Source organism: Oscillatoria nigro-viridis PCC 7112, from assembly GCF_000317475.1.
GTDB lineage: Bacteria > Cyanobacteriota > Cyanobacteriia > Cyanobacteriales > Microcoleaceae > Microcoleus > Microcoleus nigroviridis.
On sequence record NC_019729.1, the window covers coordinates 40,524 to 67,005 of the forward strand.

The 26,482-nt window shown below is 45.9% G+C and carries 23 protein-coding genes and 1 pseudogene; 16 read left to right on the forward strand and 8 right to left on the reverse strand.

Annotation, left to right across the window (positions count from 1 at the left end):
* Positions 1-10 precede the first annotated feature (10 nt).
* The gene (locus OSC7112_RS00160; RefSeq protein ID WP_015174016.1) at positions 11-2,860 is read right to left on the reverse strand and encodes a tetratricopeptide repeat protein; all 2,850 of its coding nucleotides are present in this window, start codon (positions 2,858-2,860) and stop codon (positions 11-13) included.
* A 277-nt stretch (positions 2,861-3,137) separates the two neighbouring features.
* Positions 3,138-4,001 (reverse strand): calcium-binding protein, encoded by an 864-nt coding sequence (locus tag OSC7112_RS00165; RefSeq protein ID WP_015174017.1) that lies wholly within the window; start codon positions 3,999-4,001, stop codon positions 3,138-3,140.
* Between the two features lie 866 nt (positions 4,002-4,867).
* Here OSC7112_RS00165 and OSC7112_RS42290 point away from each other — a divergent pair.
* On the forward strand, positions 4,868-4,987 hold the full coding sequence (locus OSC7112_RS42290) for a transposase (protein WP_397319621.1): 120 nt from the start codon (positions 4,868-4,870) through the stop codon (positions 4,985-4,987).
* Between the two features lie 324 nt (positions 4,988-5,311).
* Here OSC7112_RS42290 and OSC7112_RS35075 read toward each other — a convergent pair whose 3' ends face one another.
* Positions 5,312-5,491: a hypothetical protein gene (locus OSC7112_RS35075; protein WP_015174019.1), complete on the reverse strand. Its 180-nt coding sequence runs from the start codon at positions 5,489-5,491 to the stop codon at positions 5,312-5,314.
* 1,806 nt (positions 5,492-7,297) lie between these two features.
* On the opposite strand from OSC7112_RS35075, the gene OSC7112_RS00175 reads away from it, so the two are divergent.
* The 3 genes and pseudogenes from OSC7112_RS00175 (at position 7,298) to OSC7112_RS00185 (ending at position 10,161) form a co-directional block, all read left to right on the forward strand.
* A complete protein-coding gene (locus OSC7112_RS00175) occupies positions 7,298-7,495 on the forward strand; it encodes a hypothetical protein (RefSeq protein WP_015174021.1) in 198 nt (65 codons plus the stop codon).
* 917 nt (positions 7,496-8,412) lie between these two features.
* A complete protein-coding gene (locus tag OSC7112_RS00180) occupies positions 8,413-8,613 on the forward strand; it encodes a hypothetical protein (protein ID WP_041622289.1) in 201 nt (66 codons plus the stop codon).
* A 337-nt stretch (positions 8,614-8,950) separates the two neighbouring features.
* Positions 8,951-10,161: pseudogene (locus tag OSC7112_RS00185) on the forward strand (RNA-guided endonuclease InsQ/TnpB family protein).
* A 15-nt stretch (positions 10,162-10,176) separates the two neighbouring features.
* Here the strand turns inward: OSC7112_RS00185 and OSC7112_RS00190 are convergent.
* On the reverse strand, positions 10,177-10,926 hold the full coding sequence (locus tag OSC7112_RS00190; RefSeq protein ID WP_015174023.1) for a pentapeptide repeat-containing protein: 750 nt from the start codon (positions 10,924-10,926) through the stop codon (positions 10,177-10,179).
* Between the two features lie 54 nt (positions 10,927-10,980).
* Here OSC7112_RS00190 and OSC7112_RS00195 point away from each other — a divergent pair, with 54 nt between their 5' ends.
* The gene (locus OSC7112_RS00195; RefSeq protein ID WP_015174024.1) at positions 10,981-11,493 is read left to right on the forward strand and encodes a phosphoribosyltransferase; all 513 of its coding nucleotides are present in this window, start codon (positions 10,981-10,983) and stop codon (positions 11,491-11,493) included.
* Positions 11,494-11,721: 228 nt separating this feature from the next.
* On the opposite strand, the gene dxr is transcribed toward OSC7112_RS00195, so the two are convergent.
* Positions 11,722-12,912 carry a 1-deoxy-D-xylulose-5-phosphate reductoisomerase gene (dxr, locus tag OSC7112_RS00200; RefSeq protein WP_015174025.1) on the reverse strand — a complete coding sequence of 397 codons (1,191 nt, stop codon included), beginning with the start codon at positions 12,910-12,912 and terminating at the stop codon, positions 11,722-11,724.
* Between the two features lie 269 nt (positions 12,913-13,181).
* On the opposite strand from dxr, the gene OSC7112_RS00205 reads away from it, so the two are divergent.
* Complete coding sequence (locus tag OSC7112_RS00205; protein ID WP_015174026.1) at positions 13,182-14,765, forward strand: DUF2079 domain-containing protein; 1,584 nt, start codon at positions 13,182-13,184, stop codon at positions 14,763-14,765.
* Positions 14,766-14,774: 9 nt separating this feature from the next.
* Positions 14,775-16,211 (forward strand): DUF2079 domain-containing protein, encoded by a 1,437-nt coding sequence (locus OSC7112_RS00210; RefSeq protein ID WP_150111461.1) that lies wholly within the window; start codon positions 14,775-14,777, stop codon positions 16,209-16,211.
* Positions 16,212-16,295: 84 nt separating this feature from the next.
* Here the strand turns inward: OSC7112_RS00210 and cas6 are convergent, their stop codons facing one another.
* Positions 16,296-17,420 (reverse strand): CRISPR-associated endoribonuclease Cas6, encoded by a 1,125-nt coding sequence (cas6, locus tag OSC7112_RS00215; RefSeq protein WP_015174028.1) that lies wholly within the window; start codon positions 17,418-17,420, stop codon positions 16,296-16,298.
* A gap of 45 nt (positions 17,421-17,465) precedes the next feature.
* A complete protein-coding gene (locus tag OSC7112_RS39150) occupies positions 17,466-17,627 on the reverse strand; it encodes a hypothetical protein (protein ID WP_190274304.1) in 162 nt (53 codons plus the stop codon).
* A gap of 104 nt (positions 17,628-17,731) precedes the next feature.
* On the opposite strand from OSC7112_RS39150, the gene OSC7112_RS00220 reads away from it, so the two are divergent.
* From OSC7112_RS00220 to OSC7112_RS00245, 7 genes are all read left to right on the forward strand, one after another.
* Positions 17,732-18,094, forward strand: coding sequence for a ferredoxin-thioredoxin reductase catalytic domain-containing protein (locus tag OSC7112_RS00220; protein ID WP_015174029.1), 363 nt, complete (start codon positions 17,732-17,734; stop codon positions 18,092-18,094).
* Positions 18,095-18,241: 147 nt separating this feature from the next.
* Positions 18,242-18,682 (forward strand): DUF309 domain-containing protein, encoded by a 441-nt coding sequence (locus OSC7112_RS00225; protein WP_015174030.1) that lies wholly within the window; start codon positions 18,242-18,244, stop codon positions 18,680-18,682.
* A 144-nt stretch (positions 18,683-18,826) separates the two neighbouring features.
* Positions 18,827-19,315 (forward strand): SMI1/KNR4 family protein, encoded by a 489-nt coding sequence (locus OSC7112_RS00230; protein ID WP_041622290.1) that lies wholly within the window; start codon positions 18,827-18,829, stop codon positions 19,313-19,315.
* Positions 19,316-19,381: 66 nt separating this feature from the next.
* Positions 19,382-19,519, forward strand: a complete 138-nt coding sequence (locus OSC7112_RS39155; protein WP_190274305.1) for a hypothetical protein — start codon at positions 19,382-19,384, stop codon at positions 19,517-19,519.
* A 384-nt stretch (positions 19,520-19,903) separates the two neighbouring features.
* A complete protein-coding gene (locus OSC7112_RS00235) occupies positions 19,904-20,416 on the forward strand; it encodes an LptA/OstA family protein (RefSeq protein WP_015174032.1) in 513 nt (170 codons plus the stop codon).
* A 173-nt stretch (positions 20,417-20,589) separates the two neighbouring features.
* Positions 20,590-21,318 carry an LPS export ABC transporter ATP-binding protein gene (gene lptB, locus OSC7112_RS00240; protein ID WP_015174033.1) on the forward strand — a complete coding sequence of 243 codons (729 nt, stop codon included), beginning with the start codon at positions 20,590-20,592 and terminating at the stop codon, positions 21,316-21,318.
* An 81-nt stretch (positions 21,319-21,399) separates the two neighbouring features.
* The gene (locus OSC7112_RS00245) at positions 21,400-22,566 is read left to right on the forward strand and encodes an LptF/LptG family permease (protein WP_015174034.1); all 1,167 of its coding nucleotides are present in this window, start codon (positions 21,400-21,402) and stop codon (positions 22,564-22,566) included.
* 300 nt (positions 22,567-22,866) lie between these two features.
* On the opposite strand, the gene OSC7112_RS00250 is transcribed toward OSC7112_RS00245, so the two are convergent.
* The gene (locus tag OSC7112_RS00250; RefSeq protein ID WP_015174035.1) at positions 22,867-24,234 is read right to left on the reverse strand and encodes a hypothetical protein; all 1,368 of its coding nucleotides are present in this window, start codon (positions 24,232-24,234) and stop codon (positions 22,867-22,869) included.
* A gap of 471 nt (positions 24,235-24,705) precedes the next feature.
* On the opposite strand from OSC7112_RS00250, the gene pgl reads away from it, so the two are divergent.
* Complete coding sequence (pgl, locus tag OSC7112_RS00255) at positions 24,706-25,425, forward strand: 6-phosphogluconolactonase (protein WP_015174036.1); 720 nt, start codon at positions 24,706-24,708, stop codon at positions 25,423-25,425.
* Positions 25,426-25,631: 206 nt separating this feature from the next.
* Entirely contained in the window at positions 25,632-26,423 is a 792-nt protein-coding gene (locus tag OSC7112_RS00260; protein ID WP_015174037.1) for a double zinc ribbon and FHA domain-containing protein, read from the forward strand.
* The last annotated feature ends 59 nt before the right edge of the window (positions 26,424-26,482 follow it).

Below are 26,482 nucleotides of genomic sequence, written 5' to 3' on the forward strand. Positions count from 1 at the left end.
CAGACACCAACTAACTCAAACCCACTACCTCAACCATCCTTTTCAGCGAACTCAAGTTCACTAAAATATCCTCAGTCAGCGAATTCTGATACATCAACTGTCTAATAGGATAGCATTCAAAAGCCTCGCCCGCTAAAAAGTAATGTTCCAACTGCAAGTATTGACTGATTCCCCAGTAATAATGGCTGATATAGTGAGGGGACACCAACTCAATTACTTTAGTACCCTGGCGACAAAAAATCGTATTTGTCAAGCCGCTGCCGTGGGCAGCAACTATCACCTCAGCGTGGTAAAAATGAGCTATTTGCTCTGCCAAAGACATCGACTCAGGCAAAATTGAAACAAAGCCAAATTTCTCCAAAACCTCGATCGCATCTTCCTCGTTCAAGACTCTGCGATATCTCGCTTTGCTGCGGCTGATATAAATCCGTTTTGGATAGAGCGAACTCGGTATAATTCCCTTGAGAAACTCGCGCCTCAAAAAATCCATCGCCCACCCAGAAGGCCAGCCCAAATATCCCGCAAAAGACGGCACAATTAACTCGGTTGCTTGAATGTGAGGCAAGCGATCGCTCTCCAAGACTTTCTCTTCGGGAATGCCCAGAATTCTTAGACTTTCCCGCTGAAATTGGTGCTGACAACTATTCACCAAAAACCAATCAATCTCCGCCAAATCCCTACCGCTGTGCCGCAGCAATTCTATCCTCGGCAAAACGTCAACCATCCAGTGAAAATAGACGTTTCCCGACAAACCAGAAAGCACCGCCACGCTGCCGTCAATTTGCTTTAAAGCTGGAAATGATTCTAACTGAAAAACGCTGTGTTTTCTAACATCATGCTTTTCGCATCCAGGTAAAAACCCCGGATAATCTCTCGACACATCAGCCAACAAATAATTGTCAGGAGTAATTACAGCGATCGCCTTGCAAATCAGCCAATAATTTTCCTGCGGAACAATCCAAACTCGCCCGTTGGGAATTGCCGCCACAAAAGTCTTGGGCGACTGCACAGGTATCGGTTGCGAGTTGGACAAACGGCAAACTCCCCAACCCAAATGCACCGGATCGAACCACTTAGAAAGTCGCTGCAAACACAGCCCGCAAGTTAAACCGGTACAATCGGAATTTGCCAATTTGGAATTGGATCTCGCAAATTGGGAATTCGGAATATTTTCTGCACTTGCTTCTGGTGCAGGTTGCCAAAAAAATTCCACATAATTGTCAGCATCCAATTTAGCATTAACCAGCCAATCCCAACTCGATAAATAAATACCTTTAGGAGGTTTTATAGAAGTGTTATCTGGCAAGATAAAACTCTGTTTTTTCCACTCTTTCTGCTCTCCATACCCCTGCAATTGCAACTCTAAAACTTTTTGATAATAATCGATTGCCCGTTCCCAGCGCCCCTGTTTTTCCAGCAGTTTTGCCAACTCAAAATAAACCTGCGGTAAAGCAGGTTGAATCGTCAAAGCCATGCGGTAAACTGCAATTGCTGCGCCCAAGCGCTGTTGCTGGGCTAAGGAATTTCCCAGCCGCCAGTAAATCTCTGCATTCTGTGGCTGAATTTGCAAAGCTTTTTGATAATAAGCGGCGGCAGATTCGTGTCCGCCGTACTCTGTTAAAGCATTTCCCAAATGCAAGTAAATTTCGGCTAAATTATCGCAGATTTCAGCAATTGGTAATTGGGCATTGGGAATAGGACCTTGGGAATTGGGAATTGGGAATTGGGCATTGGGAATAGTTTCTTTTTCTTCCTTCTTCCTTCTATCCTTTACATCCGTTACATCCGCTACAAAATCCGTTGCCGAACTTCCTTCTTCCTTCTTCCTTCCAGTTAGTGCTGTGAGAAATCGATCGCACGCAGCGATCGCCCTTGACAATTCATCATCTTCTACCGCCGCAACTCTCCGCCTGTCTCCCAAGCGGCAGTAAGCCTCAACAAAATCAGGCTTCAGAGCTATTGCCCGCTCAAAATAAGGCATGGCTTCAGCAATTTTGCCCAAAACCATCAAAGAAAACCCCGCGTCTGTATAGCCCGAAATATAGTCGGAATCGATCTCGATCGCCCGCTCGAAACAAGCAAGCGCCGCCGAATGTTCCCCCTGTAATTGCCACGCTTTCCCCAGATTGTAGTGAGCCAAAACCATGTCCGGCTCCAATTCAATAGCTGTGAGGTAAGATGCGATCGCCCTTTCCGGACTTTTGTCCAGCAAAGCTTGACCCAAATTATTGTGCAGCGTCGCCCAATCCGGCTTAATCTCGATCGCCCGCTGGTAAACCTCGATCGCCTCAGCAGCCCGATCTTCCTTTAGCAAAATCACACCCAGATTGCTGTAAGCTTCCACGTAATCCGGCTTCAAAGCGATCGCCTGTCGGTAGGTATCCATTGCCGCTTCGAGCTGACTATTTTCATCTAAAACCACAGCCAGATTGTATAAAGCATCGAGATAATCCGGTTTTTGGGCGATCGCCTTTCGGTAACAGTCGATCGCCCCCAACAAATTACCCTGCTTGTGAAAAACATTTCCCAAGTTATAATGAACTGCCGCCCAATCTGGTTTCAAATCCAGAGCTTGTCGGTAGTGAAAAACCGCCTCATCCAGCCACGCATAGTCGCTGTAAAGTTGACCCAAATAAGCATGAGCCAGAAAAAACTGGGGCGAAATCTCCAAAGCTTGCACAAAAGCGTCTCTTGCCGCCGTCGGATCGCCTTGAGCTTCGAGAATTTCGCCTAAAGTCGTGTAAGCCGAGGGCGAAAACGGTTGAAGTTCGATCGCCTTGTTGCAAAACTCGATCGCCTCAGTTAACTTCCCCCGGTTCAAATAAATTCGGGCTTGCCGGATATATTCTTCAGTGCTCATTGCTAGCGGTGCAGTTGCGGTTTCTTTACCGCTTCAGTAAAACCTAGAAATTCTAATTTAAAAACTTGGTATTTATATTTTTCCCGATCGGGCGATCGATTAATTTTATCAATAACTGTCGATCGACTTTTTTGACTGCCCCTGCTGTAGTTCCTGCATTGAATATTTCAACCTCACCCCGCTTGTGGCAGAGTGAGGTTGAAATCCTTTAAAACTACCGGCTTTGTGAGAACAGCCCCGAATCTTATCCGGTGCTGCCCCACAACAGCCAGTTGTTTTAGAACAACTCGAAGTTGTTGGAGGTAATCGTCAGGTTAGGCTGCAACTGAGCAACAGTTAGCACTCCGTTGGTGCCGTTGAAGAACAACTTACCGCTTGTTGGGTCGTAGACCAACTTGTTCGTCGTGGCTGTTCCTGGAGTAGCTTCGTTGAAATTAGAAACGACGACAAACTCGCTGGCCTCGAAGCTGGTGCCCAAACCAGCGAACACACCACCCGATTTCAAGCGGATCTTATCTTCGGCTGGGGTAAAGTCTGTGATCGTGTCTACGCCATAATCGCCACCGCTGGAGAAGAAGTAGAACGTATCGCTGCCAGCACCGCCCGTCAGCACATCACTTCCTCTGTCGCCAGAGATAAAGTCATTGCCAGCGCCACCATTGACCGTATCGTTGTCTTTACCGCCGAACAGGCTGTCGTTGCCGTCCCCGCCGCTGACAACATCGTTGCCTTGGCCGCCAAAGACTGTATCGTTGCCAGAGCCACCAAGTACGGTGTCGTTGCCTCTGTCGCCAGAAATTAAGTCATTGCCATCGCCGCCGTCTACCAGGTCATCACCTTTACCAGCAAAAATGAAGTCATCGCCGGTGCCGCCAGCGACCACATCGGCGCCGCTGCCTGAAAAGACAGTATCGTTGCCATCACCGGCGCCGATAGTGTCATTGCCGCCTCCGGTAATAATCAGCTCGTTGCCACTGCCACCAGCGACGACATCATTGCCCCCAAAAGTCAGGATAATATCGTTGCCGGGGCTGCCGCTCAACCTGTTGTCGCCGGTGGTGCCGATAACGGTAAAGCCACCGCCACCACCACCACCTGGTAGTGAACTTGCTGGTTGTGTTGGATTAGTTACCTGTGTCATTTACACTCCTCCTAAAAGATCAATCATTTTTCTACAATACACTTTTCCCTCCAAAGGGATTCAATAAATGAAACCGGACATCGGTTGAGACCCTAATTGACCCGGCTGCTATAAGCTGTCATGTAATTTAAATTGTCAGCAGCGAGCCTCGGAGCGCGAGTTGAATCCTGTATTCGTTGAGCAGCAAATCTCGGTTGTTTCCTGCTTTTGACTCTCGACTCCACCACTGCCTCCTCTAACACGAAAATATTCCAGTTAAACGTTTGCGAGTTTACCATAATGACCGTCGGTGTGGCTAGTCATTATTAAAACAATAGCCGGAAGATACACAGAGACCATTTTTAATGGGAGTATGCTCTCAAGATTGAGAAGTTGCACCGGGCCCGCGGGCACTGTCGATCGCCGGAGAGTTCGATCGCCCGCAATGGAGCTGGAACTGATCTGCGATTTTTTTTAAGTACACTGTAGTTGACCAGACTTTTGATTTTCGCCAATAGTTCCCCAGAGATCAATTTTTTTTAACTGGCTTTTACAGCAAGCCCGCGCACGCTGGAGGCCCTATTTAATCGCAACTGCGTCCCAACACAGTCCCGGACGGGCTTTTGAGCCTCATCACCTGGATGTTTCCAGCCAAATCCCTCACGCTCAATGCAGGATTTTGGCTAAAAAACCCTGTTTTTCAACCACAATCCGTCATTTCAACCATGAGCCACATCCACCCGGAAAATCAGACAATGCAGCGATCGTCTTTTGGTGAAGTTGGGATGAAGGGTGGGCCGGTAGATTTGTGACGGTACTGTCACTAGATTTTAGATTTTAGATTTTAGATTTAGTCCACAGATGAATCGCAGTTATGGGTTGGCACAATTGTAGTTATGGATAATTTACCTGTTCATCATGCTGAAGCCGTCAATTTTTTGATGGTATCTATCGGGTCCCAAGTAAAATTCTTACCTCGATACTCGCCGGATTTATCTCCCATCTAGTTGTAGTGGGCAAAAATCAAAGCGATTTTCCGTCCTGAAGCGTATCCACCTTCAAATCTTCTCGATGAAGCGATTACTAAAGCTATTAATGCTTTTAATGATGAAAATGCTTGGCGATCCTTTCATCACTCTGGTCTCTTTTGAAAACCAATTAAATAGTTCATTTTTGTGGTAGATGCGATCGCTAATACCTGTGAGTGAAAATATTAAGTTTTTAGCATTTTTTTACTAATTGTTGTTAAATTATATCCGATCATTAACGATTAGCAAATTACCCGAAATTTGGTTCGGCATTCATTCAGATAAAATCTGTACTATTTATTCCTAGCGGTGTGCTGTAAGTTGCGCTGGTGAAGCGTTGGAATTGCTCTGGCTGTCGTACTTGTAGATGTGAGCGTCACTCTCGAAAATATAAATGATGGAAGTAGCTGCATAGTAGGTCAGCGCTAGCAGCGACAATAGATTAAGAACTCTATAAATTGGTTTCTCAGATACTTCGTTCATTTTGACTCCTACTTTTTATGCAAATAACGAATTTGGATACCGTGACGGCAGTTTTTTTTAGAAGTTCCCAAACATCTCGCACCTCTAAAAATTTAGCTGGCTCCCGTTATACACTCCTGAGGCCCGATCGCCAAAAATAAGTCGTACTTGAGATTTGAAACAGTTTTTGTTGCCTATTTTATATTGCAGTCTCTCCTTTGAATTGTCTATCTAACTGCGGTAAGAGTTAGGCACTTTGGGCGCAAACGAACTCTACAATTTCCTGTTGAGAGCTGCTACGATTTGAAGAAAGGGAGCTGGAAAAGCTTAAAGGGCAAAGATCCTAGCTGTTTTTCCACGCCTCGTCAGGATTTTCCCACCTTCGATGAATTGTACGCAGTGGCCGGAGGTAATAAAAATTCTTAAATTGGTCAGCAGCCGGCGAAAATATGTCTGAAGTTATATTTTTGCAAGCAACAGGCCATGTTACATTCCATATTAATTTTGAGCTTGGTTGAGGTAGCAGATAATTTTTTCTGAGAAAAAAAACTTGTGGTTGCTGTCCGACAATTTCACTCTGACAATTTTGCCTGAACAATTTTGACAATCAAGCATCCAGGATACAAGCCCCCGGATTCATTCCGAAACCAGACTCAGGACCCAGAAATAAAAAACCTGTATCCGACAAAGAGCCGAACGTATTTATCTCGCGCAAGTCATTGCTTCAATTCTAAAATCTAAAATCTAAAATCTAAAATCGATTGACTGAGCCGCACCATTAATTCACGATGTGACAGAAAATTAGGTATCATTCGATGGGAGACTTCGGCGTGAGACCTTCGGCGAGGGCTGAGTCTATCTCGCTCAGTGGAACGATTTGAGATTTGAGATTTATTCCACAGATGAATCTGAGAGCTTGCATAAGAGCCTAAAATTTTGGGCTGCTGCCGACTCCTGCCGGAAACTTGTATCCGTTTTTGGGCGGCGTCACAAAGCAGAAGGCAGAATTGGATATCGGTCAAAAAATACTGTTTTAGGATTCAGAATTTTTATGGGATTCTACCTTCTTACTGCATTTTTTACTATGAAACAAGATAAATTACTCGCTGCCAGGAGCGATGCACGCCGAATAATTTAGGACGAGATAAGCCACTGTGTTGAAGCCAGTTACTTCCACAATTTATTATAATTCTTGCTCGCATTGAGCAGTTTTTACAACAGACTTTTTGCTGGTAATTTGCAAAAGGGATAGGGGCAGAACAACAGGCCAAAACAGAGGCCCCATTATTAAGGCTATCCAAGATATCACGTCTTTTTTAGATGTCGCTGTATCATTCAAAAAACTTTTGAACCACACAAGAAAAACGATTAAGGCAATCGAAAAGTAGCTAATTACTATCATTTTTTTACCTGCCTGCCTGTAGATGGGATAGAAGTATTTATAACTATTGTATCTCAGGCCGTGGCTCGCCGATCGCAACTTTATGCCCTGAGCTGCAAGCTGCAATTGTCTAAGACCAAAAGTTTCACAGCTATCCAAGTCCACAGTCTGCGATGTTGAGGGGACTTACTCCCGCAGCCCAGTGGCGCGGGGCGCTAAAAGTCTTGCACTCAGGACTTTTTGAGGTTTTGTCAAACCTTGAGGCTACCACCCCAATCATAGCTTATGCGATCGAGATCTTTAGTTTTCTGTGATTTAAATCACCTATACTGGCAGACTTCGGTCACAAATCGAGCCAAGAACGATCGCACAGCTTACCCGACTGCAATCACCCTACTCTGTTGTCAAATGCTCGATATTATAACAGTCGAGTTTAACGAGATTTCATGCAAGCTCTGACTTTAAAATCTGATGGCGCGATCGCTGAACTGTTCTATCAAGTCACCCATTCAGGCAATCTGACTCGCACTGAAAGCCAGGGACTGCGCGTACTCTGCCACAGCGCTCTCAGCGAAGACGCGCGAGATGCAGTCAACCGCCTGCTGCACGCCATCCGCCGCGGATGGGTGAGGATTTCTGATTAGTCCCCTCACACAGGAAGTTGAGATGAGTATTTCTACTTTCTCTCCTGTCAAGCTTTGCCAACAATAAGATTTTCGTGAGTAGGTCGCTCCATTAACCCTCTTCCAAAAAAATTGTACTGCGATCGAAAAGCTCGAACCGGTTTCTTGAAGAAGCCGGGATTTTTGATTTGAAGCAGTCAGTCGATTTTAGATTTTAGATTTTAGATTTTAGATTGACTTCACAGATGAATCTGTAACCACGAACAAGAGCTTAAAATTTGGGGCGGATGGCCGCTCCTTTCGGAAACTTGTATCGGTTTTTGGGCGGGTTATTAAGTATATCCACGGAACAAATACCGCACCAAGAAACTAGGTAAATGTAGGTAAAGCGTGTTTATAAACACCCTAAAAGTTTTACGTTGAATTAAGCCAATCGATTTAGCTAGCAGTCATTAGTAATCTATAGCCTTTCGAACTCTCATATGAGGTACTCCGCGGGCTGGAGTGGGTATAGGGCTGGAGTGGCCTCCGCGGGCTGGAGTGGGCATACCTCACCACGCTTGAGAACCGCTGTATATAGCAATTCTTGCAGGAGTTGTAAAATTTTTACCCCACCCCAACCCTCCCCGCGGGTTCGGGGAGGGAGTAAGAAATTCACAAATGATTTAGGATTGCTATATAATAGATAAATATTAATAAATTTGTTGCATTCTCTTGACAAAAAGTAGAGATTTCGGATTTGCCAAAAGCGAAAATCGGGACGGGGTTAGTGTTTCAAGTTGCGGGGCTATCGAGGAAACATCCGCTCCCCAAGTCTGGCTGACACAAATCACTCATCAAGAGCCAATCGATCACATTTACTCCCGTAGTTGAATCACATAAATATTGGGAAAATCAGTCAATACTGTCAAGAGTGAGTTCAAAAAAAAAAACAGATGATGAAAACCCAAACGCTTTTACCTCAATTTACTATTGCAGAGCTAGTCTTTCAGGTATATCACTCTGGTCTGCTGACTCCCACTCACCGACAACAGCTCAAGACAGCCCTGTTAAATGACTGTCTTACCGAAGAAGATCAAACAGCCATCAACCGCTTGCTCCACGCCGTTCGCCGGGGCTGGCTGAAAGTTGTAGATTAAACTCGGTGCTAAATTTTTGCCGCTACTCTTTAAATGCACTGTCACTTGAAGGCAGAATTAAATCCCCTTATAAAAATCAGGCATTCGCCTAAATGTAGGGTGCGCCACAGGCACCCTGCGGTTTTAACTTCTATTTTCTCCGCTTATAAATAATACCCTGAAAACCCCGCGACTTTAGTCCGGGGATGAAAGGGACAAGGAGGCTTTAGCCTCCCAGTCTATTTTCTGAGCTCTCAGGATGGCGCTGTCAAGTAAAACCATGTAAATCTTTGTGAACAACTAGAGGGATGTTAAGCCGACTCTGGTAGCATAAGACTATCGTGATGAGGTCGAAGTCATGTTAGTTTTTGAGTTCAAGGCATACGGGAAAAAACAGCAATTTGACGCTGTAGATGAAGCGATTAGAACGGTGCAGTTCATCCGAAACAAAGCACTGCGGTTTTGGATGGAAAACGAAAAAGTTGATAAATACGCATTGAACAAGTATAGCGCTGTTTTAGCTAAGGAATTTCCGTTTTGCGACGAATTGAACAGCATGGCTCGACAATCTAGCTCAGAAAGAGCGTGGTCGGCAATCTCCCGATTCTACGACAACTGTAAAAAGAAAGTCCCAGGAAAAAAGGATTCCCGCAATTCCAGAAACACAACCGCTCCGTCGAATACAAGACTACGGGCTGGCGTCTGGCAGACGACCGGAAATCAATCACTTTTATCGATAAAAAAGGAATCGGAAAGCTCAAGTTAAAAGGAACCCGCGACTTGCATTTCTACCAGCGCAGTCAAATCAAACGAGTACGCTTGGTAAGGCGAGCAGATGGATATTACGTGCAGCTTTGCGTGCAAGTTGACCGTTCTGAAAAGATTGAAATCACGGGTAACACCATCGGGTTAGATGTAGGACTTAAAGAGTTTTACACTGACTCAAATGGTATTGCAGTTGATAACCCGCGTTTCCTCCGCAAGGGAGAACGCAGGTTGAAGAAATCCCAAAAACGAGTTTCACAACGAGTCAAGAATTCACAAAACAGAAAAAAAGCTAGAGCGATTCTAGGGAAGCGCCACCTCAAAATAAGCAGACAGCGTAAAGATTTTGCCGTGAAGTTGGCAAGATGCGTCATCCAGTCTAACGACTGTGTAGTCTACGAAGACTTGAGGAGCAAAAATATGGTGAAGAATCACTCTCTAGCAAAATCGATTAACGACGCTTCTTGGTATATGTTCCGAATTTGGCTGGAATATTTTGGCAAAGTATTCGGAAGAATTACGATTGCCGTACCAGCTAACGGAACAAGTCAAGAATGCTCTAGTTGCGGAACAATTGTTAAGAAAAGTCTCTCAACGCGAACCCACGCTTGTCGGTGTGGATGCGTATTAGATCGTGACTGGAACGCAGCTAAAAATATCCTGAGTCGGGGATTGAGTACGGCGGGGCACGTCGGAACTTGGATCTTAGATCCGAACGCTTGTGGAGAATTGACCGCTACCGATGTTGAAGTAATTCTGTATCGGCAAGTCGATTCTGCGAATCAAGAATCTCCTCGGCTTTAGCCAGGAGAGTGTCAATTAGTCAGAGATGGTGCCGTCAGGCATCATGGCCTCTCTCAGATTCGCTTCATCCAAATTTGTCCCGCGCAAAGAAGCTTGATGCAGGTTTGCTCCCCGGAGATTTGCTCCCTTAAGGGAAACTCCGCTCAAATCTGCTTGATGGAGATTTGCACAGCTCAAGTTAGCTCCGCTCAAATCCGCTCCCTTCAAATCAGCTTTTTCCAGATTTGCTTCCGTTAAATTTGCCCAACTCAGATTTGCTTGAGTTAGGTTAGCACGGCTGAGGTCAGCTTGTGTTAAGTTCGCATCGGTTAAATTTGCTTTGCTCAGGTTGATTCCGCAAAGCTTTACTTCTGTCAAGTTTGCACCTTGCAAGTTAGCGTTAACTGCATAAACTTGAATCAAAATTGCCCCCTGAAGGTTTGCATCTCTCATGTCTGCACCCCTGAGACTCGCCCCCGTTAAATCGGCCCCGCTGAAGACGACACTCCGCAATATGGCTCCGCTCAAGTTCGCTCCCACCGCTTCGCATTCGCCAAAATTAGCGGACATGAGGTTGGCTTGGGAGAGGTTGGCTTGGCTGATATCTGCTTGATACAGATTAGCTCTGTAGAGGGTGAGACCGATCGAATTTGCACCTTTTAAATTAGCGTGACTCAGGTCAATATCGCGCAAATTTGTCCTTGACATATGGGCACCGCTCAGGTCTACTTTGTGAAAAACCCGTTCTCCGCCTGCATACCGTCTGAGAAGTTCTTCTGCATCCATGTCATTTTCCCCAAAATAATTAATAATACCTTTGATATTTCAATAATATTAGGAATGAGCGACCTTTACGTTTCTTGGGCTGAGTACCATCGGAAAATTGAGGATTTGGCTGTAAAAATTGAGGAATCTCAGTGGAAATTCGATCGAATTGTCTGTCTGGCGAGGGGAGGGCTGCGGGTTGGGGATACTCTGTCGCGGATTTTCGACAAACCTCTGGCGATTTTAGCTGCCTCGTCCTATGGTGGGGCAGAGGGAAAAGTCCGGGGTGCGATCGAGTTTGCCCGCGATTTGACAATGGTGGGCGATAATTTGGGCAGCCGCATTCTCCTGATTGACGATTTGGTAGATTCGGGAATTAGTTTAGAGCAAGGTATCGCTTGGCTCAAGAGTCGCTACGGCGAGGATATTCAGGAAATTCGGACTGCTGTACTCTGGTACAAGGCTTGTTCTGTTGCAAAGCCGGATTATTATGTAGATTATTTGGCTGACAATCCTTGGATTCACCAACCTTTTGAAAGGTACGAAAAGATGAGTGCGGCTGATTTTGCGGCGAAAGTTGGGAGTTAGTTTATAAAAAACTAAAATCAGGTCAATTTTTTATAGGTTTTGCTGATATTTTGCACTTTTTGGCCTAGTCCGCCAGGGGTTAAAAACCCCTGTCTCATAGCTAAAGTCCTCTGAAAGAGGACTGGATATTTATCAAGGTTGGGCAGTCGGTTTCAACCGACTTTAGCTATGAGACGGGGAATTAATTCCCCGGCTGGCTTGTGGGTAAGTGCAAGTCTGCTGATACAGTTAGCGAACCGAAAGAATACGATCGCCCAATTCCATACTATCTGCCAAAACTTCCTGTCGCGCCCACCGATCCGCCGCCAAAATATCGTCTAAAGCAGGGCTTTCACAGTTATCGACTTGATGTTTGTCGCAGGCTTTCTCTATCAACTTCGGAATATCCAAAAACTGAATCTTCTCCTGCAAAAATAGCGCTACCGCCTGTTCGTTTGCCGCATTCAGCACCGCAGGCATCGAACCGCCCGCACGTCCCGCCGCATAAGCCAACTGCATACAAGGATACTTTTCGTGGTCTGGTTCTCGGAAAGTTAAATCCCCAGCTTTTACCAAATCCAGCCGTTCCCAATCTGTATGAATTCGCTCGGGCCAAGACAAAGCGTAAAGCAGCGGCAATCGCATATCCGGCCATCCCAATTGCGCCAAAACCGAGGTATCTTGCAACTCAATTAACGAGTGAATTATGCTCTGGGGATGGATGACAATATCAATGTCGTCATAATCCATTCCGAACAAGTAATGAGCCTCGATGACTTCTAATCCTTTATTCATCAAAGTAGCAGAATCGATCGTGATTTTCTGCCCCATCGACCAATTCGGATGTTTCAAAGCATCGGCTACTGTTACTCCTGCTAATTTGTCGATCGGCAAATCTCGAAAAGAACCCCCCGAAGCGGTGAGAATAATTCGCCGCAACCCGCCAACCATAACACCTTGCAGGCACTGAAAAATTGCTGAATGTTCCGAGTCGGCCGGTAATATTTTAACGCCGTATTTTTCGATGAGGGGGTTGACAACGGGGCCCCCTGCGATTAATGTTTCTTTATTGGCTAAGGCGATATCTTTACCTGCTTTGATAGCCGCAATTGTTGGCAGCAAACCGGCACAGCCAACTATGCCGGTGACGACGGCTTGAGCGTCGCCGTATTGGGCAACTTCGACAACGCCTGACTCGCCAGCAAGTAAAATAGGTTGAGGGTCGAGCTCTGCGATCGCATCCTTCAATTCCAGTAATTTATCTTCGTCGCAAACCGCGACAATTTCCGGTCTAAACTGGCGAATTTGCTGGGCCAGCAACGTTACATTTCGTCCGGCGGTTAACCCGACAATCCGAAATTGATCGGGGTATTGAGCTACAATATCCAGAGTTTGAGTGCCGATGGAGCCTGTGGAGCCGAGAAGAGTTATTGCTTTCACAATTTTTTAATGTTTTGTGGATTATTCTAATATTACGATTGCGGGGATAAAAATTAGTGGTTAACTATTGCGTGGAAAGCACATTCGATGGAATCATATTTTGAGTGACCGAAACCATCCAGGATACAAGCCCCCGGATTCATCCGTCCAGAAATAAAAAACCTGTATCCGAGAAAGGAGCCCCCGAATTTATCCGTGGGGTCGCCTCTAAAATCTAAAATCTAAAATCTAAAATCTAAAATCGATTGACCACTAGCGTGCCAGATTTCATGCAGAATAGGGAAAATTTTGCTGATGACAGTGAGGACATCAGCGTCTCGATCGCCGAAAATAGAGAGGAAGGTCGATCGCAGCTACCGTCGAGTTTGGTTTGGGCGATCGCTGCTGCTGCGGCAATTTTCTTTTTGTGTAGCAGTTTGCGGCACGCTTTATTCCAATCAACTGCTTTCGATTTGGGAATTTTTGACCAAGCAATTTACTTGATCGGCCAAAACCAAACGCCTTTTTCTTCTTTAATGGGGATGCATATTTTGGGCGATCACGCAGCGGTAATATATTATCCGCTAGCTTTGCTGTACAAAATTTCCCCGGATGTGCATTGGCTGCTGTTCGTACAAGCAGTTGCATTATCCCTTGGCGCTTGGCCTACCTGGAGTTTAGCGCGTTTGGCAGGTTTAAATCAAGAACAATCCCGTGCGATCGCATTGATTTATTTGCTCTATCCGGTGGTATTTAACATCAATTTATTTGATTTTCACCCGGAAGTAATCGCTTTACCCGCACTTTTGGCAGCAATTTTGGCGGCGCGTTTAAATAAAATTGTGTGGTTTTGTACCGCTATTCTGTTAGTTCTCAGTTGCAAGGCGGTGTTGTCTCTAACCGTTGTTGCTATGGGTTTCTGGCTGTTTTTTTGCGAAAAAAAGCAACGGTACGGGGCGATCGCACTTTTGCTCGGTGCAGCTTGGTTTTTGATAGCTTCCCAGAAAATCATCCCCTTCTTTAGCGGCAGCGAAGTCGCTGGAGTCGGGCGCTACAGCTATTTAGGCAAATCCGTACTAGAAATTATCATCAATCTCATATTAAAACCACAGTTAGTATTAGGAAAAATTCTTTCCTTCGATACATTCAAATATTTATTTCTCCTCACCTTACCTGTGATTTGGCTGCTATTGCCATTCTCTGGCAAACTACGGCTACAATATCTAACAGCGCTAATTCCTGCCCTCCCTACCCTACTGATCAATATCCTCTCTGACTTGCCATTTCAACGCAGCTTAGCCTATCAGTATTCAGTACCTGTAATTCCCTTTTTATTTTTAGCAGCGATAGCGAAGGCAGAAAGAAGGAACGGAGAAGAAATAAAAGGCAACAAGGAAGAGGATAAAGCAAACAAGCAACATTTTTTAACAGGGGTCAATCTGCCACAAATTAAAAACTTCCGAATTTCTCAACTTTGGCGGGGAATTCAATTGCCGAGAATCATGATAATTTGGTCATTACTAATTTTCCTATTTCTGGGCGAATATAAAGATTTTTATCTGTACCTAAATAGACTAGATACCTGGCAAGCTACACGCGAAGCAGCCGCACAAGTTCAACCGCAAAGCAGTATTTTAACAGATAATAGACTTGCCCCTCACTTTGCCCACCGCCCAATAGTAAAATTGCTTTCACAAATTTCGCCCCAAACAAATTTAGCTGAATTTCAATACATATTATTAAACCTGCGCCATCCCTGGCCCGATACTGAAAAAATTGGTGAGACCTTAGCAAATCAACTTAAAAATTCTCCAGATTTTCACTTAACTTATCAAAAAAACGAAGTCCTGCTATTTAAACGAATCGCTAATTAAACCAATAAAATGCTAACTTTAAAATCCCTAAAATTTCATCCAGTATTTTTAATGATTGGCGCGACAGCGATAGTCTTATTTACCGCCAGCAGCGCGCGGCACGCTTTGTTTCAGTCAACAGCATTCGACTTAGCAATTTTTGACCAAGCAATTTATTTAATATCCCAAAATCAAACGCCATTTTCCTCTTTAATGGCAATAAATATTTGGGGCGATCATGCCGCTTTTATTTTCTATCCACTAGCTTTACTTTACAAAATATATCCAGATGTTCACTGGCTTTTATTAGTGCAAGCTGTTTCTCTAGCTTTAGGTGCTTGGCCGAGTTGGAGTTTGGCACGTCAAGCGGGATTAAACGAACGAAAAGCAATTGCAATTTCAGCCCTATATCTGCTTTATCCCGCAGTATTTAATGTCAATCTCTTCGACTTCCACCCAGAAGTAATTGCTTTACCAGCACTGCTAGCAGCAATCTTAGCCGCGAGGCTGAATAAAACCTTATGGTTTTGTGCTGCTATTGTATTAGTTTTGAGCTGCAAAGCCGTGCTATCTTTAACTGTGGCTGCGATGGGTTTGTGGCTGTTGTGTTTTGACAAAAAACGCAAGTGTGGACTCATAGCTCTATTTCTAGGCGCGGGTTGGTTCCTGGTAGCTACTCAGGCAGTTATACCGTATTTTAATCAGGGAAGAGAACACGCGGGGATCGGGCGATATCAATATTTGGGAAACTCGGTTTTTGAAATTGCTATTAATTTAATAGTCAAGCCCAATTTAGTTTTAGGGCGTTTGTTTTCTGTAGATACTTTTGAATATTTAGCCTTATTGCTATTACCAGTAATTTGGTGGCTGTCCCCGCGTCATCTGTCATCTTTAATTAGTGCTGTGCCGATGTGGGCGATGAATATTCTTTCCGATATCCCCGCTCAGCGGGATTTAATTCATCAATATTCTGTGCCGATATTGCCGTTTTTGTTGGTTGCCGTAATTTCCAGTTTAGCAGCTAGCAATCAGCACAAGGGAAAGACTATATTTGATAGATTGCCAATTCCTAATTATCCATTGCCTAGAGTCATTGTAATTTGGTCGTTAATTGCTTTCTTAGCTTTAGCGAAATACGGCTATTTTTGGACTATTTATTTAAATGGGATCGACACTTTGCCAGCTACCAAAGAGGCAATTTCTCTTGTTGAAACCAAAGGCAGTGTTTTAACAACTGCTCAGATTGCTCCGCACTTAGCGCATCGCCCTGTAGTAAAATTAACTCACGCTAACGCGCCGCCTGCAAATCTCGCAGAATTTGATTATGTATTGCTGAACTTCAGATATCCTGGCTGGATGAGCGATCGAGAATTTGTTAAAAACCTAGTAACTCAACTAAAAAATACCCCTCAATTTCAACTAAAATATCAGCGAGACGACATATACCTATTTACTAAAAATCATTAGCCAGCAGTCAGCAGTCAACTGTCAACTGTCAGCAGTCAACTGTCAGCAGTCAACTGTCAACTGTCAACTGTCAACAAATTCGCGCTAATCCTCGACTTTCAAAGCCCTTCTGGCCAACTTCACGTAAGTTTTCACAGTTGCATAAGGCATTTCCAAATCAGCCGCAATATCAAACAAAGATTCCCCCAATTCCCGGCGCGCCAAAATCGTCGCCCAAGTTTCAGCAATCTCAGCAGCGCGACTTCCACCTGTACGCTTTCTTTGTGCCATAAACTTCTGTGTCAATTCATCTATTCGCGCCGCCAATACGCTTTGTATCGACACTTCAGGTAGCGCTTCTGTCAACCATTGCGATCGCGTTTGTCCCAATCCAAAAGTTGTTTTGTGGCCAGTGCCGCAGTAAGGCGCTAACCGCCCCAAAGCATAAAATAATTGTACAAAATCAGGGCGATTGTGAGCCGATCGCCCTAGCCCAAATTCCACAGCCCCAGTGAATCCCGTTACCATGCCTTTTTTGCCCGCCGCTACCTTTTGCGACTCCAATTTGTGGCGGCTAATAATTGCATTTTCATCAATCCAATTCAAAAATTCTGCTTGGTCAAAATTCAGCCCAGAAAAGTTATTCCAGCGGCGCAAATAGCTGTGAAAAATATTTTCGGGAACTGGCAAAGGGAAGTGGTGGCCTTTGCTGCGAAAGCTTGTAGGAGTCACAAAACTAAGTTTGATGGTGGGCGAAAAAGGGGGGTCTGCTGTTAATAATTGCTGGTAAGTTGTGGGAGCAAAAGCAATATCCCAAGAGCGAATTAGCAGCGGAGCATTTCGCAAATCTATCTCTTCGGGCAAATTTTGCAGCCACTGACTCAGCCACTGCACTACTGGCTTTGAAAGTCCTGTTACGTACCAGCGATAAATTCGATCGCCCAAAAGCTGAAATTCTTTGCCACCGGGAAGCAAATCACCTTCCAATCCCGAAATAGTAAAGGCTTTTTCTGATTGTTCATCGTGCAAAAGTTGCGATAAATCCGGGTCAGTTTGCTGTACTTGACCTAAAAACCAAGCGTGCAAACCTATAGCATACTGCGCGTACAGATAGCTAGCAGCGCGGGGAGTCAATTCAAACACTAATCCGACTAACTCGGTGTCAGCCGGCCAAATCAGCCCAGAAGGAAGAGATTTTTTGGTGTGGGTGCGGTTCGGGGAAGTTGCCATCAGATGCCGTGCCTATAGCCGTCACAGAAAGAGCGCCGTGCTATCTTATCCGATTTTTATCCCCTTTGGGGGATGATTGTTGAGGGCGATCGATCGCCCAAATCTTTGGGTAGCTCCAAAAACCCGCCCTGCTGCAAGTTTCCCGCAGCCTCCGGGATCGACAAAAACCACTAAAAAACCAACACCGTAAAACTCAATCTTTGTCAAGGTTTTCTTCCTTGTAACTAAACAGAAATATACCAGCGTTTAAAATCACCTTCTGCGCTACAATTGTCAAAAGCTCGTAGCATCCTCAACTCCGATCCTAAACTATGAACACAACAGAAAAATCTAAACTATCCAACGAAAAAACTTTGGAGGCGATGAAGAATTTCTCCGAAACCTACGCCAAGCGCACGGGAACTTACTTTTGTTCCGAACCTTCCGTCACTGCTGTCGTGATAGAAGGACTAGCAAAACACAAAGATGAACTAGGCGCTCCCTTATGCCCTTGTCGCCATTACGAAGATAAAGAAGCCGAAGTAAAAGCCGCCTACTGGAACTGTCCCTGCATTCCCATGCGCGAGCGCAAAGAGTGTCACTGTATGTTATTTCTGACGCCAGATAACGATTTCGCTGGAACGACTCAGGAAATAGGAATGGATCAGATTCAAGCGGTCAGAGAGACTATGTAATTGGTTAAGTAGGCGGTCGTGAAAGGGCAGTAGTTTTGAAAACTGGTCGTTATTTTTCCTATTTTTAAGACTTAGCTATTAAAAAACAATCGATCGCCGCCTACTCAAACACACATCCGCCCTCGAAAATCCCCAATCTCCAATCGAATGACAGAGGAAATCCCGCTCGAATTTTGCCAAGGTATCGAACAGTTTAACTGCCAAGAATTTTACGCTTGTCACGATACTTTAGAGGCTTTGTGGATGGAAGCCGACGAGCCGGAAAAAAGGTTTTATCAGGGAATATTGCAAATTGCAGTGGCGCTTTATCACTTAGGAAATCAAAACTGGCGCGGTGCAGTAATATTGCTGGGAGAAGGAATAAATCGGCTCAGTTATTATCAGCCCAGTTATGCTGGAATTGCTGTTGAAGACTTGCTCGGACAAAGTGCTAAACTTTTGAGCGCTTTGCAACAAGCTGGCCCGGAAAAAGTAGCAGAATTTGTGCCGTTGTTCGCAGGTACAGAAGTTGCAGGCTTGCAATTGCCACGAATTATCAAAGTAGAAGGTGAAACCCGATTGAGAAAAGGAGATTCCAACGGTAGGTAAGAAGGGTGGGAAAATCGCGGTATTTTCAGGTTATACCATATGTTGTACAGCAGATGCGATACAATTATAAGTTGTGCTGCTTAGGTTGTTGATTTCAGTAGTTTTGAGGTTGCCTTGAAGCGGTTTCAATCAAGTTTAAAAAGTATGGATATAGTTGAATTTCGAGGCATTTCGTTTGTTGTAGCGACTCCACCGCTACAGCCCATCTCTATTCAAGATTTATCTGCGATTGAGGATTGTCTAGGCTTTCTATTTCCGGAAGATTACCGTGCGTTCGTGAATACATTAGGACTGGGCGAAACCGACCTGAGCATAAGAACACTTCCTCCACAGGAAATTTTGGATAGCTATCTTAGTGAGGTTCGTGGTAGATTGTCTGGGGACTGGTTCTGGGCTAAAAATCCCGATGTACTTACACAAGCTCAAGCTATTGAGTGTGTCCCATTCTTTGATAGCTCTAGCGGTGACGATATTCTGTTCCATCCATCTGACCTAAATCGTTGGTTCATTTTGCCTCATGAAGGAGAGGAAGCCATTGTTGTTCACTCTTTTCAGGAACTCTGTGATTTCTATTTGCGAAGATCTAATGATTTGCAACCTCCCTATAAGTTCTACGGTTATGATGATATCTGAAAAAAGGTGGGAACGATCGCCACACAATAACGCTCATGCACACCAACCCCCGAAAGTTGATCGGTTGTGATGCAAAGTCTATCTGCGGTGTGCGATGGACAACGTTGCATTTTTCACCGACAGGTGAAATGCGATCGCGCTAGGGATGCGGAGCATTATCGCCCGCAACTTCGGACGATCGATCGCCAGCTTTCCCTATCCTAGAAAAATACAGCCCCCGCGAATGCTCAAATGAGATGGAAACTAATTTAAAGAAAGAACCTAATAAATCAAAATTTGCCGAACTCACTGGGGACAGCTAATGCCTTAGTACGTAGAGAGTTTGCCAGAAACTTCCCGAGGCGAGCAACCGTCAAAAAACTTGCAAATCCAGCAAATCAGCCAAACACGTCGTGAAAATGGCTATTGTCTTGCTAGGATAATTGGTTGACGCTCTCGGGCAGGTCGATCGACCTCACGGGAATTTTTCACGGCCGTTAAGATAAAATACCTAACTCTCGCCTGTGGGAGATCTAATCTCCATAGAGAAAAATCTGGGGGTGAGATAATGCCCTTCAGCAATTTTATAAATTTTGAGGCTTGTAAGCTATGATGCCCTCCGCTAAACTACTCAATTCCCGAATATTCAAAGGATTATCGCTGCTGTTGCCCCTCACTCTGGCAGGCGCGATCGCCTCTCCCACTTACCCGCAAGCCGGCCCCCCCCGCACTCTCAGCGTGCGATCGGACATTCAAGAAGCCGACTCCAAAACCGGCATCGTGACAGCCCGCGGCAACGTCCAAATCAACTATCCAGCCCGCCAAATACAAGCAACTGCGGCTCAAGCTCAATATTTCAGCCGCGAGCGCCGGATCATTCTCAGCGGAGATGTTTACGTATTGCAGCAGGGCAACAGCCTGCGCGGCGAAACCATAACATACCTCATCGACGAAGGGCGGTTTATTGCCCTGCCAGACAACCCAGGACAGGTAGAATCTGTTTATCTGGTTGCCCCGGAACAAGATGCGGCAGCCCAAAATGCAGTTGGCTCCCAACGTCCCCCAGTAAATCCTCAGCCCGCTATTAAACCGCCCGCAAGCCCCCGAACAGCTCCCAGGTAAAAATAGCTGGTGGCAGCCAAATTTCGCATCGGTGAAAACATACTACTTGGGATAGATGCGAAATTTCCTTTTTTGTAAATTAAAAAACTGGAGATAGTAAAATATCAACTTGAGACTCGATCGCACAAAGCTGCAGTCTGAAATTTAGCTTGTAGAGGTTGCCGGGAGCGAAAATGAAAATTGTACTCGAAAATATTCACAAATCCTACGGAAAACGCAATGTAGTCAGTCGCGTCAACCTGTCGGTATCCCAAGGAGAAATCGTAGGATTGCTCGGCCCCAACGGTGCAGGCAAAACCACAACATTTTACATAGCAACCGGATTAGAAAAACCCAATCAAGGCACCGTTTGGCTAAACGATTTAGACATCACTAAATTGGCGATGCACCAGCGAGCGCATTTGGGAATTGGCTATCTCGCTCAAGAAGCAAGCATTTTCCGAAACATGAGCGTGCGGGACAACATTTTGTTAGTCCTAGAACAAACTCAAGTGCCGCGCTGGGAATGGCGCGAGCGAGTCGATTTCCTATTGCAAGAATTTCGCTTAGAAAAAATAGCATCCAGTTTGGGAATTCAAATATCGGGGGGCGAAAGGCGGCGGACTGAACTGGCGAGAGCATTAGCCGCTGGGCGAGACGGGCCCATGTTCCTATTTTTAGACGAACCGTTTGCAGGCGTCGATCCAATCGCCGTAGACGAAATTCAAACGATTATTGCCAAACTGCGCGATCGTAAAATCGGCATCCTCATCACCGATCACAACGTCCGAGAAACCCTCGAAATTACCGATCGAGCCTACATCATGCGAGACGGCCAAATTTTAGCCTCCGGGGCTGAAGAAGAACTCTACAGCAACCCTTTAGTGCGACAGTATTACTTAGGTGACAACTTCGTGCGATAGTCTTTTGAAGGCATTCAGCAAACGGCCGAATTTTAGATTTTAGATTTTAAATTGAGGAGCAATCTGCGAGAAAGCGCCACTATGAAAATAGCAAGATCCAATTCTTTGAATCCCATCAACTGGCTGCCGAGAATTTCAGTAATGGACTGGTACATTACCAAAGAACTAATCGGCCCATTTTTATTTGGCGTCGGACTCTTTACCTCCGTCGCCGTCACAGTTGGAGCTTTATTTGAATTAGTCCGCAGAGTAGCAGAATCCGGTCTCCCCTACGGCGCAGCCATAGAAATTTTTCTCCTGCAAATTCCCTACTTCGTAGTATTGGCTTTCCCCATGTCAATGCTGCTAGCAACCTTAATGGCCTACAGCCGAATGTCCAGCGACAGCGAACTCATCGCCCTCCGCAGTTGCGGAGTTAGCGTTTACCGATTGATACTGCCTGCTGTGATAATGAGTTTAATTGTTGCAGGATTCACCTTTGCTTTGCAAGAGTTAGTTGTACCCGCCGCCAGCTACAGAGCAACTCTGACTTTAGACAGAGCCCTGAAGCGAGAAAAACCGACATTTCAAGATAAAAATATTATCTACACAGAATTTAGCAAACCCGAAAAAGGCGGCGACGAAATCCTCGCCCGCTTTTTTTATGCAGAACAATTTGACGGCCAGAAAATGAAAGGTTTAACAATTATCGATCGCTCCACCCCAGGCCTCAATCAAATCGTTTCTTCAGAATCAGCTACTTGGAATCCCTCAGAAAATACCTGGGATTTTTTCAACGGAACCGCTTATATAGTTTCTCCTGACGGCTCTTACCGCAATATAGTTAGATTTCAACACCAGCAATTGCAACTCCCCCGCACGCCCTTAGATTTAGCTGCTAGAGCGCGGGATTTCAAGGAAATGAACATTGCCCAAGCTTTAGAGCGTTTGGATATCATTAAAAACAGCGGCGACGAACCGCAAATTCGCAAATTAAAGGTGCGAATACAAGAAAAATATGCTTTTCCTTTCGTGTGCATGGTATTTGGTTTAGTGGGAGCAGCTTTGGGAACTCAACCGCGCCGCTCCGGCCGAGGAACGAGTTTTGGTATTAGCGTAGTTGTGATTTTTACTTACTACGTATTTTCTTTCATCACCAGTTCTATGGGCGTGAAAGCTGTTTTGACTCCGATTCTTTCGGCTTGGCTGCCGATCGTGTTTGGCTTGGGAATCGGGGGATTTTTGTTGGTGCGGGCAGCCGCTAGGTAAGTTTTACCGCTAACATTGGAAATGGCTAATTCGGAACTTGTACTGCCCTTTCATATCATGTCAGATCGATTGACCGTAATATCTCGGCCGGGCGGGTTTTTGAGATAGTCAATTATTGGCAGATATTGGCAGGTTTACCCGCCCCTACCAGATTTCTGGTAATCGAGCGGACATAATATCATTGCCTTCTGCTCCCTGCCCTTCGACTACGCTGAGGAGAACCGAAGTCGAAGGGCAAAAACCGCCTAGCCTAAGTATTGGGAATTGATAATATCGTTTTCGTGGCCGAACTTCCTTCATTTAAGGATTAGAAAAAGTATTGATTTGGCCACCGCCAATGTAGCGTCCCGGAGTCAGGGAGCGGGGTGTAGAAAAAGGTTGAGGTTGAATGGGCTGCACGCCCTGATTGGTGTTTTGGGGAACAACTCCAAAGTTAGGTGGCTCCGGCAAATTAAGCTGACTCGGTGGAGGTGTTTGAAATTGAGAATTCGCTGAATTGGGAGAGAATTGAGGGCTAATTATCTTGCTTCCCCCAATCCCACTTGGAAAGGGAGATGGACCGACATTTGGAAGTAGAGGTGTTGGCGAAGGTATGGCTACTGGAAGCGCCACAGGTTGAACTTCAGGTGCCAAGCCTGAGCCAGATAAATTAGTTTGGTAGGGATTTTTCGGCAAAGCCACCGTTGCAGCCCCTGCATTAATTTCGGGGAGGTTCGGTACTCTGGAATTTAACCCGGCCAATGATTCAGGGACTGTAGCTGTCGGTTTTAAGAATTCTTGAGATTCCTTGCTCGCAGTATTTGTCGGAGCCACAATTGGGGGAAGTGCTGTGGGAACATTCACAGGATTTGCTTCACCTTGAGCTGTAGCGGTCGTTGGGAGCAAATTTGTCGCATTTACGGCAGCCGGATCGGAAGCGGGTCGATCGAGCAATGTAGCCGAGTCTGCTGTTTTCTCAGGCGAAGTCGCTGTTGCCGAAGTGTCAGCAACGACGTATTTTTTCATAGCTGCTTGCAGCGGACTCACAGGCAGAGAATTTTCGTTTTGTTTATCTGAATTAGCATCACTCGACGCCTGCGATAAAGTTGCTGTCGCTGTACCCCCAGACTCAGGCTGGATCTTTTTTATCCCGGAAGTCAGTCTCCCGCTGCCAGGTAAACTCAACGCTGATGTTGCGTTTGAACTTGGCAAGCTGGAATTTTGGGGGTTATTGTTTCCGGCCTCGACAGCAGGATTTGCTAAATTTGGCAAGGGCAAAAATCCGCTGCTTCCTACCCGCTTGGGGGCTGAAGATGGCTGAGGAGTTTCTAAGTCCCGATCTCGAAGTTCCTCGAATAAACCTTTGCTTTTTACTACTGATGAATTTAACACGTTCAGTTCAGAAGCAGTAGAGCCATTAAACTTATTGACTAGCACTGGTAAGCTGTCGATTTCAGCCGCAATGGCTGTATCTTCAGCAGATAGCCCCGATAGCGAAGCTGGAGTGTTTGAGGCTGGTTCTTCTTCGCCATCTATGCTCAACCTTTCTGGATTTACAGAGACCTCCCAGATAAATAACCCCCCCGCACACAGCACGGCTAAGGGAGCCCAAACTGCTGGTTGCGTCCAGTGGCGCAACCGCGCTATTAGATAGCGGACAGATGTAGGAAATTGCTTAAAAATTGACATAGTTTTGCTTCTATCCGATCGTGCGGATTTAAAACTATTTTTCCTAGTCTACCACATCAATCTTGATTATTTTTGCTAGCCCGGGGTAAGGGCGATCGGGAGCATCTCGGCTTTTACTGTCGGTGTGCGATCGTCCGGCTCGCTATATTTATAGACTTTGCTGTGCGGGACGGATCGGAGTCCCAAAAAACGCTTTTTACTTTCTGCAGAGATGCTCCGAGTCCGATCGAACTTTTGATTGAAAGTTGCGAAAGCTCAATGCAACTGGTGAAAAGCCATAAAGCACTGGTAGAAATATGTCTTGCTTTCCTTAAATCAAGGGGCATAAGATGATAAAATATTATGGGATGCGGAGCTCGGGCTGCCTGGTCTGTCAGCAGATCGACCTCAAACCAAAATGTCAAACCAAAATGTCAAGCTAAAATTGGCAATTGCTGAGAATAACACCCAAGGAAAGTTGAGAGGAAATTAATGAAAAAAGTAGTTGAAGTATTAGCAAATCGGGAACAACTAATAGATCGATCGCTGGAGATTGTGCTGTCGAAAATCTCAGAAGCCATAGCAGAACGCGGACTTTGTACGATCGCCGCAGCGGGCGGAAGCACACCCGAACCGCTCTACAGAGCGCTCTGTGCCCAAGACCTGCCTTGGGACAAAATTCACGTGTTCTGGGGCGACGAACGCTACGTTCCCCCAGAACACCCAGACAGCAATCAAAGAATGGCGCGCCTCGCGTGGCTCGATCGAGTGAATATCCCCGCCAGCAACATCCACCCCATGCCCACAGGCGCCGGCGACCCCGCAGCCGACGCTGCGGCGCACCAAACCGAATTGCAGCAGTTCTTCAAAGTATCCGACGGCGAGTTTCCTGCTTTCGACATCATTTTATTGGGCATAGGAGACGACGCCCACACAGCCTCTCTATTTCCCGGCACAGCAGCCTTGGAAGTCCGCGACGCCCTAGTAACTGTCGGCAACAAAGACGGTCAACCCCGCATTACCTTTACAGTCCCCTTAATCAACCGGGCCCGGTGCGTCATCTTCATGGTCGCAGGAGCCAGCAAACAACCCGCCCTTGCTCAAATTTTTGCCCCCGCAGCCGACGAAATGACTTATCCAGCCAGACTCGTTCAACCAGATGGCGAGCTTTGGTGGCTGCTCGATGCGGCGGCTGGCGAAGCAGTAAAATAGCCGACAGGGCCGCAAGCGTGCCAACACAGTCAGCATTATCACTAACTCAATCTTGCCCATCACAGCTAACGTCACGGCGTCAGCTCAGTTGCTAGTATTAGCGAAGCAATATAAGAATTGTGGCGGTTAAAGTTAAAATTTGACCATATACACGAGTATTTTTATGAGGCTGATTTGAAAATCTGGCCGATAGCAAGGAGAAATCGATGATTGTCTGTCCCAATTGCAATCACCAGAACCCCGACGGGGCCAGCCAGTGCGAGGCTTGCTACACGCCTTTACCTGTTACCGCAAGTTGCTCGAACTGCGGTGCAGCAGTTCAGACAGATGCAGCATTTTGCGGCCAGTGTGGCTTTAACTTGCGTCCGGGTTCCATAGTTCCAGAAGTTGAGGTAACAGTACCGTCCCCGTCGCCTGTAGGCCCCACAGTGGTATCGTCACCGGCGCCCGATTTAGTGCCACCCGATCCCCTGATGGCAATGGAACCTCTAGTTACCCTGAATAAGGGGCTCAACTTGGAAAAAAGTCCCGCCAGCATTCCGACGATTCCAGATCCCCCGCCTTCGCCCTCGGTTCCTGTTACAACTGAATCGGTGGCAACACCAGTAAATATCTCTCCTCCGGTTCCGGGCCCACAGCCAGCAGGTGTAGCTAAAACTCAACTGCAACAGCAGTCGGCGCGCCTGCTGCACGTTCAGACAAATACGCCGATGGAATTGCCTCACAGTCTGTCTGTGGTTCACATAGGCAAGCCAAATGACTTAGTGCCGCCGGATATTGATGTTTCGGGATTTGCTAATTCTGAGATAGTTTCTCGGGTACACGCAAATCTCCGGGTGGAGGGAGATGCTTGCTACCTAGAAGATGTAGGCAGTTCCAACGGCACTTACGTCAACAATACTCCGCTACCCAAGGGAAACCGCCACCGGTTGCGACCGGGAGACCGGATCTCTCTGGGCAAAGGAGACCTGGTTACGTTTTTATTTCAAATCTCTTAGAGCGAGTTTGGATTGGGCGATCGAAAGTCTAAAATCTAAAATCGCATCTTGAGGCGCTC

What these genes read in the sequence shown, in the direction of transcription:
- OSC7112_RS00175 (WP_015174021.1), top strand. Translation starts at nt 7,298, where the DNA reads ATGCAAGCTCTGACTTTAAAATCTGATGGCGCGATCGCTGAACTGTTC.
- OSC7112_RS00165 (WP_015174017.1), bottom strand. Translation starts at nt 4,001, where the DNA reads ATGACACAGGTAACTAATCCAACACAACCAGCAAGTTCACTACCAGGT.
- OSC7112_RS00220 (WP_015174029.1), top strand. Translation starts at nt 17,732, where the DNA reads ATGAACACAACAGAAAAATCTAAACTATCCAACGAAAAAACTTTGGAG.
- OSC7112_RS00160 (WP_015174016.1), bottom strand. Translation starts at nt 2,860, where the DNA reads ATGAGCACTGAAGAATATATCCGGCAAGCCCGAATTTATTTGAACCGG.
- OSC7112_RS00260 (WP_015174037.1), top strand. Translation starts at nt 25,632, where the DNA reads ATGATTGTCTGTCCCAATTGCAATCACCAGAACCCCGACGGGGCCAGC.
- OSC7112_RS00210 (WP_150111461.1), top strand. Translation starts at nt 14,775, where the DNA reads ATGCTAACTTTAAAATCCCTAAAATTTCATCCAGTATTTTTAATGATT.
- OSC7112_RS00225 (WP_015174030.1), top strand. Translation starts at nt 18,242, where the DNA reads ATGACAGAGGAAATCCCGCTCGAATTTTGCCAAGGTATCGAACAGTTT.
- OSC7112_RS00205 (WP_015174026.1), top strand. Translation starts at nt 13,182, where the DNA reads ATGCAGAATAGGGAAAATTTTGCTGATGACAGTGAGGACATCAGCGTC.
- OSC7112_RS00230 (WP_041622290.1), top strand. Translation starts at nt 18,827, where the DNA reads ATGGATATAGTTGAATTTCGAGGCATTTCGTTTGTTGTAGCGACTCCA.
- OSC7112_RS00235 (WP_015174032.1), top strand. Translation starts at nt 19,904, where the DNA reads ATGATGCCCTCCGCTAAACTACTCAATTCCCGAATATTCAAAGGATTA.
- OSC7112_RS00245 (WP_015174034.1), top strand. Translation starts at nt 21,400, where the DNA reads ATGAAAATAGCAAGATCCAATTCTTTGAATCCCATCAACTGGCTGCCG.
- lptB (WP_015174033.1), top strand. Translation starts at nt 20,590, where the DNA reads ATGAAAATTGTACTCGAAAATATTCACAAATCCTACGGAAAACGCAAT.
- cas6 (WP_015174028.1), bottom strand. Translation starts at nt 17,420, where the DNA reads ATGGCAACTTCCCCGAACCGCACCCACACCAAAAAATCTCTTCCTTCT.
- OSC7112_RS00180 (WP_041622289.1), top strand. Translation starts at nt 8,413, where the DNA reads ATGAAAACCCAAACGCTTTTACCTCAATTTACTATTGCAGAGCTAGTC.
- OSC7112_RS35075 (WP_015174019.1), bottom strand. Translation starts at nt 5,491, where the DNA reads ATGAACGAAGTATCTGAGAAACCAATTTATAGAGTTCTTAATCTATTG.
- OSC7112_RS00195 (WP_015174024.1), top strand. Translation starts at nt 10,981, where the DNA reads ATGAGCGACCTTTACGTTTCTTGGGCTGAGTACCATCGGAAAATTGAG.
- pgl (WP_015174036.1), top strand. Translation starts at nt 24,706, where the DNA reads ATGAAAAAAGTAGTTGAAGTATTAGCAAATCGGGAACAACTAATAGAT.
- OSC7112_RS00250 (WP_015174035.1), bottom strand. Translation starts at nt 24,234, where the DNA reads ATGTCAATTTTTAAGCAATTTCCTACATCTGTCCGCTATCTAATAGCG.
- OSC7112_RS00190 (WP_015174023.1), bottom strand. Translation starts at nt 10,926, where the DNA reads ATGGATGCAGAAGAACTTCTCAGACGGTATGCAGGCGGAGAACGGGTT.